Origin of the sequence: Herminiimonas aquatilis (genome assembly GCF_042665175.1) — a bacterium.
Classification (GTDB): Bacteria; Pseudomonadota; Gammaproteobacteria; order Burkholderiales; family Burkholderiaceae_D; genus Oxalicibacterium; species Oxalicibacterium aquatilis.
In genome coordinates, this window is sequence record NZ_JBHTCC010000005.1 from 106,701 (window position 1) to 118,981 (window position 12,281).

General features: G+C 54.1%; 9 protein-coding genes. 7 read left to right on the forward strand and 2 right to left on the reverse strand.

Going from position 1 to position 12,281, the window contains the following annotated elements; all coding sequences use genetic code 11:
- Window positions 1-213: 213 nt before the first annotated feature.
- A complete protein-coding gene (locus tag ACFQO0_RS16345; protein WP_382236796.1) occupies window positions 214-978 on the reverse strand; it encodes a fused MFS/spermidine synthase in 765 nt (254 codons plus the stop codon).
- A 155-nt stretch (window positions 979-1,133) separates the two neighbouring features.
- Between ACFQO0_RS16345 and ACFQO0_RS16350 the strand changes: the two genes are divergently transcribed.
- From ACFQO0_RS16350 to ACFQO0_RS16365, 4 genes are read left to right on the forward strand one after another with little or no spacing between them, the layout of a single operon-like run.
- Window positions 1,134-1,949, forward strand: a complete 816-nt coding sequence (locus ACFQO0_RS16350; protein WP_382236799.1) for an MlaE family ABC transporter permease — start codon at window positions 1,134-1,136, stop codon at window positions 1,947-1,949.
- Between the two features lie 23 nt (window positions 1,950-1,972).
- Window positions 1,973-2,959, forward strand: coding sequence for an MlaD family protein (locus ACFQO0_RS16355; RefSeq protein WP_382236802.1), 987 nt, complete (start codon window positions 1,973-1,975; stop codon window positions 2,957-2,959).
- Complete coding sequence (locus ACFQO0_RS16360; RefSeq protein WP_382236805.1) at window positions 2,956-3,651, forward strand: hypothetical protein; 696 nt, start codon at window positions 2,956-2,958, stop codon at window positions 3,649-3,651. The genes ACFQO0_RS16355 and ACFQO0_RS16360 overlap by 4 nt, the downstream gene beginning before the upstream one ends.
- 45 nt (window positions 3,652-3,696) lie before the next feature.
- On the forward strand, window positions 3,697-4,005 hold the full coding sequence (locus tag ACFQO0_RS16365; RefSeq protein ID WP_382236808.1) for a hypothetical protein: 309 nt from the start codon (window positions 3,697-3,699) through the stop codon (window positions 4,003-4,005).
- A 117-nt stretch (window positions 4,006-4,122) separates the two neighbouring features.
- Here ACFQO0_RS16365 and ACFQO0_RS16370 read toward each other — a convergent pair whose 3' ends face one another.
- A complete protein-coding gene (locus ACFQO0_RS16370; protein ID WP_382236811.1) occupies window positions 4,123-6,246 on the reverse strand; it encodes a putative bifunctional diguanylate cyclase/phosphodiesterase in 2,124 nt (707 codons plus the stop codon).
- A 488-nt stretch (window positions 6,247-6,734) separates the two neighbouring features.
- Here ACFQO0_RS16370 and imuA point away from each other — a divergent pair, with 488 nt between their 5' ends.
- The 3 genes from imuA (at window position 6,735) to ACFQO0_RS16385 (ending at window position 12,262) form a co-directional block, all read left to right on the forward strand.
- The gene (gene imuA / locus ACFQO0_RS16375) at window positions 6,735-7,514 is read left to right on the forward strand and encodes a translesion DNA synthesis-associated protein ImuA (protein WP_382236814.1); all 780 of its coding nucleotides are present in this window, start codon (window positions 6,735-6,737) and stop codon (window positions 7,512-7,514) included.
- Window positions 7,450-8,997, forward strand: coding sequence for a Y-family DNA polymerase (locus ACFQO0_RS16380; RefSeq protein WP_382236817.1), 1,548 nt, complete (start codon window positions 7,450-7,452; stop codon window positions 8,995-8,997). The genes imuA and ACFQO0_RS16380 overlap by 65 nt, the downstream gene beginning before the upstream one ends.
- A gap of 127 nt (window positions 8,998-9,124) precedes the next feature.
- The gene (locus ACFQO0_RS16385) at window positions 9,125-12,262 is read left to right on the forward strand and encodes an error-prone DNA polymerase (RefSeq protein WP_382236820.1); all 3,138 of its coding nucleotides are present in this window, start codon (window positions 9,125-9,127) and stop codon (window positions 12,260-12,262) included.
- Window positions 12,263-12,281 lie beyond the last annotated feature (19 nt).

Genomic DNA, 12,281 nt, shown 5'->3' on the forward strand with positions numbered 1-12,281 from the left:
TCCACATTTTGCTCAGTTGGAGGCAAAAACTGAGCAGTAGTTCCCAACTATTTGACTTGCGGCAAGATCGATTTGCAATCGAATCATGGTGATTTGGCGCGTGTGGAGCTGAATTTTGCTTCGGACATCTGCGAATATCTGCTTAATCGTACCAGCAACGAAGAGGGTAGCAGCTCTTCAGGGCCTCACAGGAAATTTTATTCCTGTGTCAGATTATTCCTGCATCAGATTCTTCGGATAAACAAGTTCGAGTGAGAACTGTTCAGCGATATTCAGTGCTGCAGTGCGCAAGCGAGCATCACTGACTGCGTCATCATCAGCATTCACCGCAATTGCAATATGACTGTTATCCATTGCCAGCTTGAACCACCAATGATGAAATGCACCAAACACGCGCTGCCCCTGCGTCACGGTACCGACTATATGGGCGTGTTGATCCCCCATATTTGTGATCAATACACCGCGATCATCGAGAACGGCTTTGCAGTTCATGAAAAAATCCGATGAGCGAAGCGTAGGCGGCGTTCCTGACGCATCAAAGCCATCCAGCATGATTACATCGACCGAGCCGACTGCAAGGCTCTCGATACAAGAAATTGCGTCCGCGTGTACTACTCGCAAGCGTGCATCGTCTGGCGGAACCATAAATTGATCACGCATCGACAGCACATCGGCATTCGATTCCACTACCGTGATGCGCGCCGATGGGATGTACCGATAGCAGTATTTGGCCAGAGAGCCGCCGCCCAAACCGATCATCAGGATGTGCTGCGGGAGCGGATGCAGAGACAGGAATCCGGCCATTGCCTGCGTATATGGAATAACCAACTCGTCCGGAGCGGACAAACGCATCGCGCTTTGCACGACCTGTTCATTGAAATGCAAGGTACGCATATCACCATCATCAAAGATGAAAGGCTTGCCATCTCGCGCAAGCGCTTTGGTCTTTTCTATGCGTTCGGGAGTGAAAAAATCCATGAATTGAATGAGCCGATTAAAAATATCCGTGTAGCCCTCGATCACATTGCCATCGATAAAGATGCAGTGTGGTGCGATCCTGCAACAAAGTCAAAAGCCGGCGGACACTGAGATGAGCGATGTAAAGACGCGCATTTCACTGCTACCATGTTCGCATGATGATCAAAGCATCCCCATTCAGTACTTTCTGGCATATGGGTCGTACCACCTTGCGATGGCTGATCAGCGGCTGGCGCATCGTGCTGTTCGGCATGCTGGTGCTATCGCTGGCACTGTCGCCTGCAACTTATCAGCGCGAGAACCGGCATGCGATTGCCTATCAGATCGTACTCGGCACCTTGCAGAACCTGATCTGGTTTTCCGTACTGACCTCTTTGGTCAGCCTGATCCTGATACGTATCGTGGTTGTCACTGCCTTGAGTTACGGGCTCTCCAAATATGCGTTGGAAATGGTCGTGCGCGTATTGGTGCTGGAACTGATTCCGCTGACTGCTGCATTATTCGTTGCCTTGCGTCGTACCTTGCCGGACGGTGTGGAATTGGCTGAAATGCGCAGGCGCGGCGATCTTGCGCAGCTGGAACTGCAAGGCGTGGATCCGATACGACGCGAATTTTTCCCGCGTGCAGTGGCAGGCATGTTTTCGGTCTTGATGCTGGCTGCGGTCAGCTGCGTGCTTTCTCTGATTCTGGCCTACCTGTCGATTTACGGTTTTACGCATTGGGCCTTACCCGGCTATACGCGCGTGGTGGGACAAATATTCAACCCCGCAGTGTCGATGATTTTCATGCTGAAGACCATTTTCTTCAGCCTGGCCGTATCGTTGAGCCCGCTGGCTTCATCGCTTTACGATACGCGTGAAACGCCATTGCACAGCCGTTCCAAAGCCGCGAATGAACTGGCGGCAATGGTGCGATTGTTCTTCGTCATTTTGCTGATTGAAGTTGCTTCGCTGCTGGGTAACTATTATTAATTCTTATAGGGCATCTGATATCCATGCAAGAACGTCCTGACAACTCAAGCCAGTTACCCAGCCCCGCTCCGCTGCCGACCGTGCAGGCGAAGCCGAACAATCTCGAACTCAAGGCAGCCATCCTGCTGCTATTCCTCATCGCGCTGGTATGCGGCTCGGCGGCATACCTGATGTATGCACGCGGCGCTTTTGAGACAACGCAAGAGTTGGTCTTGCTGGCTGACGATTCGGAAGGCGTGGTCGTCGGCATGGACCTGACCTTTTCCGGATTTCCCATCGGGCGCGTCAGTCGCATCGAGCTCAGCAAGGAAGGCAAGGCACGCATGATCGTCGACGTCGCTGAAAAAGATGCGCATTGGCTGCGTACTTCCAGTGTCTTCGCGATGGAACGCGGCATTGTCGGCAGTACACGCATGCGGGCATATACCGGCGTCCCCACCGATCCGCCTTTGCCACCCGGTGCAGAGCGCACTCTACTGATAGGCGATGTCACAGCAGAAATCCCTTTGCTGGTTGCCTCTGCCAAAGAATTGATTGCCAACCTGAACGGTCTGACCGCTGCTGAATCTGCACTCAGTAGCAGCCTGAGCAATTTGCAGGGTTTGACAGAAAAATTCAACGGTCCGCACGGTGCACTAGGCGGCCTGATGGGAAATGAAAAGGATGCGCAAAAATTGCTGGCGACACTGGACAAAGCCAATAACGTACTGAGCAAGGTCGATGGTTTGCTGCTCAAGGCCGACAATCAGATTTTCGGCAAGGATGGCAATAGCCAGGCCACCATCGTTCAGCTCAATGCCATGTTGAGCGAAGCCAGAGCCAGTCTGAAAAAAGTCGATGCGGTATTGGTCGATGCGCAAGCGATCAGTGCCAATGCCAAAATAGCCACCAGCGATCTGGATGTTTTGCGCACGGATGTCGATCGCAGCCTGCGCAAGGTCGATCAATTGGTCACTGAAATCAACCGAAAATGGCCTTTTGCACGCGACACGGAGCTGACCCTGCCATGATCTCATCCTCATCTTGTACGCGCCTCGCCTTGCCGCTCTGCCTGCTCGCACTATTGAGTGCATGCGCAGGCAAGCCTGTACCCGACTGGCAAATGAACGCCAAGACTTCAGTAGAGCGCGCCACTGCCGCTTATCTGGAAGGAAATGTGCGCGCAGAAACGCAGGAGTTCAAGCTGGCACGCAGCGAAATCAGTCGCACCGGACGGGCCGACCTGATGGCACGCCTCGAACTGACACGCTGTGCCAGCCGACTCGCCAGCCTCGTCATCGAAGAATGTGAGGGTTTCGAAAAACTGCGGGCAGATGCTGCGGCACCTGAGCGCGCTTATGCCGATTATCTGGCAGGTAAAATCAAACCGCAGGATATTGCCTTGCTACCGTCACAGCACCGCACGGTCGCTGCGGCGATTTCCGATCCGGGAGCAGCTGCCGCGCTGCAAAGTATCGAAGATCCCTTGGCGCAACTGGTTGCAGCCGGCGTCCTGTTCCGCAGCGATCGGGCTACACCTGCAGTATTGAAACTCGCCGTGGATACCGCTTCTGCCCAAGGTTGGCGACGGCCCTTGCTCGCTTGGTTAGGTGTGCAACTACTGCGCGCAGAAAAAGCCGGTGATGCTGTTGACGCAGAACGACTGCGCAGAAAAATCACCTTGGTTGAAAACGCTGCGATTGCAATTCCAGGTCAACCGTAAACCAGTCGCCAGAGTTATTAGCAAATCGATCTCTGGATTTTTGGTATGGACAACAATACACGCGAAGAGCTGCGCCATCTGCTCTCAACCTCTGGCACCATGGCCGGCCTTTGCATCACTGGCACCACCCTTTTTTCAGCATTGGGCAGAACGACTGGCGGCACCGTCGTGGATGACATCTTCGTGGTTAGCGCCCTGCTTTTCCTTTTGTGCACTTATTGTGTATTTTGGGCGCTACGCACCAAACACCAGCGCACCGTGCAATTACTGACGCGTATCGCCGAAAGCTTGTTCGCCGTGGCACTAACCGCGATGGTGTCGGCCGGGTTCATCATGACTTATACGCTGTGGTGATGCGGTGGTGATACTGCAGGGATGCGATGGTGATGCTTCAGGGATGCTGCGGAATATTATCCCGCAGGGCAATGCAGGTGGTCGATGCACACAACATGCATGCACATCGGCCGAAGATTAACGCGCCAGGCCCAATGTCATCTGCATCTCTTCTGGCGGCATTAGCACTTTATGCGAACAGGATGTGAGAAAGTGGCTGGCCGCTTCCACAATGAGCGGTTTAGCAAAAAAGTAGCCTTGCAGCAGATGGCAACCCAATGTGCGCAGTTGCTGCATTTGCGCTTCGGTTTCCACACCTTCGGCGACTATTTCCAGTCCTAGGTTTTTAGCGAGTCCAATCGATGTCGCGCAAATTTCCAGGTCTTTTCCGCCATTGCCTATATCCCGTACAAAACTGCGATCCAGCTTGAATGCATGTACGGGAAGCACCCTCAGGTAACCCAGTGAAGAATATCCGGTCCCGAAATCGTCAATCGATAAGCGCACACCAAGTTTGCGCAACGCACTGAGCCGCTCTATGGATCTTTCCGGATCCTGCATCAGGACCGACTCCGTAATTTCCAGTTCAAGATCACTACCCGACAGACTCGAGCGCTCCAGCGCTCTGGTGACCGTCTCTTCGAGATCGGGATCCAGCAACTGCTGCGCCGAAAGATTGACCGCAACCCTGACTTCTTCAAAGCCCATGGCGCGCCAGCGTGCCAGCTGTTCGCACGCCGAATCAATGACCCATGCGCCGATCAGTGCGATCAGCCCCATCGATTCAGCCAGTTGAATAAACCGGTCGGGCATGACCAGGCCGTAAGTCGGATGCTGCCAGCGAATCAATGCTTCCAGGCATACCGTGCGCCCATCCGATGCCAGCACCTGCGGTTGATAACAAAGAAAAAACTGCTTTTTCTCCAACGCCTCTTTCAATGCACTTTCAAAGTCAATTCTGGATTGAATGCTTTCTTTTAGAGAAGGATGAAAAACCCGCAAATTACCTGGACCGCTGCTCTTGGCATCATGCAAGGCGAGTTCTACCGCGGCAAGAATATCCTCAGCCATTCCCGCATCATCCGGGAACACCGCCACGCCAGCGCTGAATGTCATCTTTAACACGCTACCAGCGACATCGAATGGAGGCTCCAAGGCGCTAGACAGCTTTTCATGGAGTAAAGCCTCACAGCTTTCCCCTTTCAGGCCGCTTGCGCCAATCACGAATCCGCCGCTATCGAGTCTTGCGATCAGATCGCTGTCCCTGAGATTGTTTTGCAGGCGTTGCGAAACCTCTCTCAATAGTTGGTCACCCGTTTTATGCCCGCGCGTGCCGTTAATAATGCCAAGTTGGTCGATATCAAATAAAAAAACCGCCAACTTGGTTTGATTCAGCTTATTGATATCGATAAGATTATTCAGCCTGATCAGCGCTCCGGCACGATTCGGCAATCCTGTCAGCGGATCATTATGTAATGCATGTTCGAACCGCTGGTTGGCGATTTTATGACTCTTGACCTCACGCTCCAGCGCTTCATTGATTCGAATTTCCTCTATTTTTCTATTCGAGACATCGGCTCTGACCAATACGGAAAAACCGGCCACCAGGAACAAAAAGCCGAAACCGCCGAGATACGGCATTTTCAGGGCACCGGAATCAGACAAGCCGGCAAAGCTGGCTGTGACCAGCATAAGAACGATCGAAATCCAGATCAGGCGATTGGCAAGTCGCCCGCCCAGCTTGCGTATCCTGACTGAGAATACGATGGTGTAAACCAGTACTGCCAGGGATAACAGACGCATCAAACGATAGACCACCGACTGTTCGCCAGAAAAAATATTGATCTGCTCACCCCATGGAAATACAGTAAAGCCATCTTGCTGCAAGCTGTCAAAGCGGTAGCCGAGGGGATTAAGGAAGTTGGCTACGATTACTAATGCAGCAAGCCCCGCCACACCATATGCAACCATGAACGAGCTGGGTTTATTTTCGATGGAGGCGACCAGATAGGCAATAAGGGCAACAATCAAAATCGAGAAAAAATTGACCCATTTATGTGCGGACATCGCCGCTTGTGGATCAATCGCCACATACTGCGCTGCGCAGAAAAACTGGAATAGTGAAAACGACAGGCAAATAGTCGCGAATGCCCAATATGCTCTTGTATAGGCACTGCTGCGTGCCAATAGCGCGGCATGAAATGCCGCCATGAGCAATACTCCCACGGAGATGTAATACAGATGGGCAATGGGAGCGTTCATTTCTTCTTCATTTGAGTGCAAAACATAATCTGAGAAACTCCGCTAAATCCAGCTTCCCCCAACCCCGCTAGGGTCGACGTAACGCCCTTGCATTTATCCAATCGGTAGCGCATCTCATGACAGCCGCAAGAAAAGCGAGTCTTGCACGCGACCTTAAGCCGCATATCGGCTAGCCAATGAATTGGCTCATCTCTTCAAACGGGGGGAATCAAAGCAGTCAGTTACGACAAGCATGGGCAATAGCCCTGATTACAAACATTCACCAATTTAAATATTTCCATAGAGTAACTATTTGACTGTTTTTTATCAATAGCGATGTTGCATTCCTGCCCTTTCATCAACAATAAAGCGCCCCATCCCTAGCGGAACACACCGGTAAAACTATTAAAAAACTTCATTTAAACCTTTTATACTGTACGTATATACAGTATATTAATAACTCGCCCAGCAAACGGCGTTTTGTCCCAAACAGTACTTTTGGAGGTTTTATGGCTGCACTGGCTTCTGCTCTTCCTTTTTCCACCTCATCCATACTTGCGTCGCATGCAGACTCAATCTGGCTGGGCGATCAAATGGGTTCATATCGTTCCAAGCCGATTTCTTCCGGCTATCGCGAGCTGGATCAGCAGTTGCCGCATGGTGGCTGGCCGCCTTCCGTTTTGACTGAACTGCTGCTTGCCAATCCTGGCGTAGGCGAATTGCGTCTGCTCGCCCCTACTCTGGCACGCATCACACAAGCAGGAAAAACCGTGGTGTTGCTGGCACCGCCACATATTCCCTTTGCGGCTGCTTTGGCTGAACTTGGCATTGACCTGACACGCGTCATCCTGATTGAGGCGGACAAACCGGTCGATCGCATTTGGGCCGTAGAACAGGCATTGAAAAGTGCCAGCTTTGGCGCTTTGCTGTGCTGGTTGCCGCAGGCGCGGGCCGATCATTTACGCCGTCTGCAACTGGCAGCCGCAGGTGGCGAAGGGTTGACCTTCGTTTTCCGCCCGTTATCGGCACAGGATCAATCGTCGCCAGCCCCCTTGCGTCTCGTCTGCAAGCCATCGCCAGCCGGACGCATGTCGGTAGAAATCATCAAGCGTCGCGGCCCGGTGCATGTCGACCCTATCGTGCTGCCGCTTTCCATCCCGGAAATACTGGTCAAGCCACTCGCAACCCGTGTTCTCAGCAAACCTGTTTTCAGCCCCCCTTCCTATGCTGTGGATCGCTCTGCACTTGCCGCAACTGCCGCTCGACACCGCGCTGCGCTGCCGGCTTAGCCATCCATCCGACGCGGCTGAGGCAGCGGTTTTAGCATCTGTCGCCGCGCCTGCCTGCCTGCAGGAGCAGCCGGTCGTCATATGCGAACGCAAGCTGGTAGGCTGGTGCAATCAGCGTGCCGAAGAAGCGGGCATACAGCCCGGCATGTCGGAAACCAGCGCGCGTGCCTTAACGGCGGAGTTGCAAGCGTTTCCACGTGATCGTGAGCAGGAGGCGCAAGCACTGCACGAAGCCGCACTGTGGAGTCTGCACTTCACGCCACATGTGGTTCTGTGTTCTTCCGGTTTATTGATGGAAGTCGCGGCCAGCCTGCGCCTGTTCAATGGAACACAAAACATTGCCTCGGCGTTGCTGTCCGGCTTGATGGAACTAGGTTTGCATGCACGCCTGGCAAGCGCGCCGACTGCGAGCGGCGCGTGGCTGCGTGCGCAATCGGATCAAAGCACCCGGGTTTTCCTTGCATCGGACCAGGCCGATGCGGCACTGGATGAACTGCCGCTGCAGGTACTGGAATCAGCTCGTTCCCATCTGGAAACACTGAACGGCATAGGCTGCCGCACAATCGGCCAACTGCGGCGATTGCCACGCGCTGGACTGACACGCCGCTTCGGCAAGGAAATGTTGCGCGAAATTGACCGTGCCTATGGCCATGAAAGCGAAGCACATCAATGGTTTGAAGCCCCTATTGTGTTCGATGCCAGACTCGAATTGCCGGCGCGGGTGGAAAGTACCGAAGCGCTACTGTTCGCCGCGCGTCGCCTGTTATTGCAATTAGGCGGCTGGCTGGCAGCCCGCCATGCGGCCGTCGCCAGTATCACGCTCCTCTTGCATCATGAATCGACGCGGCAGCGCGATCATCGCAGCACGCCGCTAACGATAGTGCTCGGCATGCCCAGCCGCGATATCGATCATTTGACGCTGCTGCTGCGTGAGCGGCTGGCGCAACTCGATTTGATAGCACCGGTGATTGAAATTGCATTGAAGGCCAATCAGATTGCGGAACAGGCTGCTCCGAATAACGAATTATTTCCGACGTCGGCATCGGATGCGGAAAGCACGGGACGCCTGATAGAACGCCTGCAGAGCCGTCTGGGGAATGAAGCCGTGCGTCAGCTTTCGATGTTTGCCGATCATCGGCCCGAAAAAAGTACAACCACCACAGCCATCCACGGCCGGCAAAACACGCATCGCAACAATAGGCAGGACGCGCTCATACCGCATGGCGCGGGTGCCCGTCCTACCTGGCTGCTGCAAAAACCACTGGCCTTGATCACGCGTCAGCACAAACCGTTTTATCAAAGTCCGCTGACCTTACTGACAGGGCCGGAACGGATCGAGTCCGGTTGGTGGGACGATGGCTTGGCGGCGCGCGATTATTTCATTGCGCAAAACGACAAGCATTTATTGCTCTGGATATTCCGTCTTCGCACAATGAATGACGTGACCGGATCCGGTTGGTTTTTACATGGATTCTTCGCATAAAAATTGAACGATCGCTCTCAATTTACAAATACTGATTTTTTCATCACATTGATTTTCGCTAGCAAATACAAGCTATTGGCGTGAGCGAACATTCAGATTTACTTAAAATAAATGTCTAACTTTACGTATGTCTGCTTTTCTCCCCTCCTACGCCGAACTGCACTGCCGGTCGAACTTCAGCTTCCTGCAAGGCGCCTCACATCCGGAAGAATTGGTGCAACGCGCTTGCGATCTGGGTTACCGCAGCCTCGCGCTCACTGATGAATGTTCGCTGGCCGGCGTCGTGCGCGCCCATGTAGAAGCAAAAAAACTGAAGCTGCATCTGATCATCGGCAGCGAAATCACGCTAGCCTGCGGTACCAAACTGATTTTTCTCGCCTGCAATCGCAATGGCTACGGCAATCTGTCCGAATTGATCACGCTGGGGCGCCGACGTGCCGCCAAAGGGTTTTATACCCTGCAGCGCAGCGATCTGGATGCACGAGTCAAGGCAGACAGCAATATGACTCATCTGGCATACCTGCCGGATTGCCTTGCCATTCTGATCCCGCAGCACCACTGCACACGAGCAGAAATCGAAGAACAAACTGTCTGGCTGGCGCATACCTTCCCGGCCCGCGCATGGATGGCCGCCGAATTGCTGCATCACTGCGACGATGAATACTGGCTGGATCAGCTAACAGCCATCTCGGAAAAAGCTGCTGTCCCTTTGATTGCGAGCGGCGATGTACTCATGCATGTACGCTCGCGCAAACCCTTGCAGGACACGCTGACGGCCGTGCGCCTGGGCAAATCGGTAGCCGAATGCGGGCTGGAGTTGCAGCCGAATGCCGAACAGCATTTGCGCTCACGTCTGCGCCTGACGCAGATTTACCCGCAGCCATTACTGGAAGAAACCATCCTGCTGGCAAGCCTCTGCACTTTTTCGCTGGATGAATTGCGCTATGAATATCCGCAAGAAATCGTGCCGGCCGGCGAAACCCTGTCCGGCTATTTACGCCGCCTGACATTCGAAGGGGCGACGCAATGGCGCTTCAAGAATAATTTTCCCGAAAAATTTCGCCTGCAAATCGAGCATGAACTGACGCTGATCAGCGAGCTCCATTACGAGCCGTATTTCCTTACCGTTTACGACATCGTCAAATTCGCCCGTAGCAAGAACATCCTGTGCCAGGGGCGCGGCTCGGCCGCCAACTCCATCGTTTGCTACTGCCTCGGGATTACCGAAGTCGACCCGCAACGCAGCAGCGTGTTATTCGAGCGCTTCATCTCGCGTGAACGCAATGAGCCGCCCGACATAGATGTCGACTTCGAGCATCAACGACGCGAAGAAGTCATGCAATACATTTACCAAAAATACGGCCGCCATCGGGCGGCCCTGACCGCCGCGCTGATCACCTACCGACCGCGCTCGGCGATGAAGGATGTCGGCAAGGCGCTCGGCCTCGACTTCGAGCAAGTCAACCGCTTGTCCAGTTCGCACAAATGGTGGGATGGGCGCGAAGTCAATGAACAACGGCTGCGCGAAAACGGCTTCGATCCGCAATCGTCCATCGTGCAAAAACTGGTGGAATTGACGCAAACCCTGATCGGCTTTCCGCGCCATCTGTCGCAACACACAGGTGGCTTCGTGATTGCCCAGGATAGCCTGGCGCGACTGGTGCCGATAGAAAACGCCGCCATGAAGGATCGCAGCGTCATCGAATGGGACAAGGATGATCTGGATGCGCTCGGCTTGCTGAAAGTCGATGTGCTCGCCCTGGGCATGCTGTCGGCTATCCGGCGTGCGCTGGACATGATCAGCGTGCAACGCGGCGCCCCTTTCGAGATGCAGGATATTCACGACAAGGACAGCAAAACCTACCAGATGATTTGTCTGGCAGACACCATAGGCGTGTTCCAGATCGAATCACGGGCGCAAATGTCCATGCTGCCGCGTCTGCGTCCGCAGGAATATTACGATCTGGTGGTCCAGGTGGCGATCGTGCGGCCAGGACCGATACAGGGCGGCATGGTGCATCCGTATCTGAAGCAGCGGCATATGCCAAAAAATCAAATCAGCTATCCGGGGCCGGCCATCCAAAAAGCCCTGGAACGTACCTGCGGCGTACCTATCTTTCAGGAACAGGTGATGCAGATCGCGGTGCTGGCGGCAGACTTTTCTCCGGGCGAAGCTGATGAGCTCAGACGCTCGATGGCGGCATGGAAGCGCAAAGGCAATCTTGAAAAACATGGAGAAAAATTAAAAAAAGGCCTCATCAAAAATGGCTATGCGGCGGAATTCGCCGACCGCCTGTTCGAACAGATCAAGGGCTTTGGCGAATACGGCTTCCCCGAATCGCATGCCGCCAGCTTTGCCTTGCTGGTGTATGTCTCGGCATGGATCAAATGCCATTACCCTTCCGCTTTTCTTGCGGCCTTGCTCAACTCGCAACCGATGGGCTTTTATTCCGCGTCGCAACTAGTGCAGGATGCGCGGCGCCACGGCGTCATCGTGCATCCGGTCGACATCACTATCAGCGATATCGAATCCACGCTGGAAGACATGACATCCGCCATGCCGCCGGTACGTCTCGGCTTGCACATGATCAAAGGGTTATCGATGGCGGCGGCGACAAGAATAGTGGCAGCGCGTACGCAGCAGGTTTTTGCCAGCGTGGACGATCTCGCGCGTCGTGCCGCACTCGATCAAAATGAACTGGGCGCCCTCGCCCGCGCCAATGTCTTGCTGCCCCTGAGCGGCCATAGACGCCAGGCCAAATGGGAGGTGGCTGCAATGCGGCCTGCCTCCGCATTATTGCGTGATGCACCTATTGCGGAAGCACCCTTGATCTTGCCGCAAGCCAGCGAAGGGCAGGAAATCGTCGCCGATTACGCCAGCCTCGGATTGACGCTGAACCGTCACCCGCTTGCCTTGCTGCGGCCACTCCTGAAGCAAATGAACCTGTCCACGTCACTCGAATTGAGGGGCTTCGCTGACCGCAAGATTGCGCGCACTACCGGCATCGTCACGATGCGGCAGCGGCCGCCAACCGCCAAAGGCACCATGTTTGTCACGCTGGAAGATGAAAGCGGCATCACCAATGTCATCATCTGGCCAGCGCTGGTGGAAAAACAGCGCAAGGAAATATTGAATGCGCAATTGATGACTGTGTACGGCATCTGGCAAACCAGGGAAGGTGTTCACCATCTGGTGGCAAAACGCATCGTCGATCACTCACACTTGCTGGGCGAACTCGCGATCAGCAGCCGCGACTTCCAGTGAAACTGGTTTGTCTGTCCAC

Coding starts and splice junctions, on each gene's coding strand:
- ACFQO0_RS16370 (WP_382236811.1), bottom strand. CDS start 6,246: ATGAACGCTCCCATTGCCCATCTGTATTACATCTCCGTGGGAGTATTG.
- ACFQO0_RS16385 (WP_382236820.1), top strand. CDS start 9,125: ATGTCTGCTTTTCTCCCCTCCTACGCCGAACTGCACTGCCGGTCGAAC.
- ACFQO0_RS16355 (WP_382236802.1), top strand. CDS start 1,973: ATGCAAGAACGTCCTGACAACTCAAGCCAGTTACCCAGCCCCGCTCCG.
- ACFQO0_RS16365 (WP_382236808.1), top strand. CDS start 3,697: ATGGACAACAATACACGCGAAGAGCTGCGCCATCTGCTCTCAACCTCT.
- ACFQO0_RS16350 (WP_382236799.1), top strand. CDS start 1,134: ATGATGATCAAAGCATCCCCATTCAGTACTTTCTGGCATATGGGTCGT.
- ACFQO0_RS16380 (WP_382236817.1), top strand. CDS start 7,450: ATGCTGTGGATCGCTCTGCACTTGCCGCAACTGCCGCTCGACACCGCG.
- ACFQO0_RS16345 (WP_382236796.1), bottom strand. CDS start 978: ATGGATTTTTTCACTCCCGAACGCATAGAAAAGACCAAAGCGCTTGCG.
- ACFQO0_RS16360 (WP_382236805.1), top strand. CDS start 2,956: ATGATCTCATCCTCATCTTGTACGCGCCTCGCCTTGCCGCTCTGCCTG.
- imuA (WP_382236814.1), top strand. CDS start 6,735: ATGGCTGCACTGGCTTCTGCTCTTCCTTTTTCCACCTCATCCATACTT.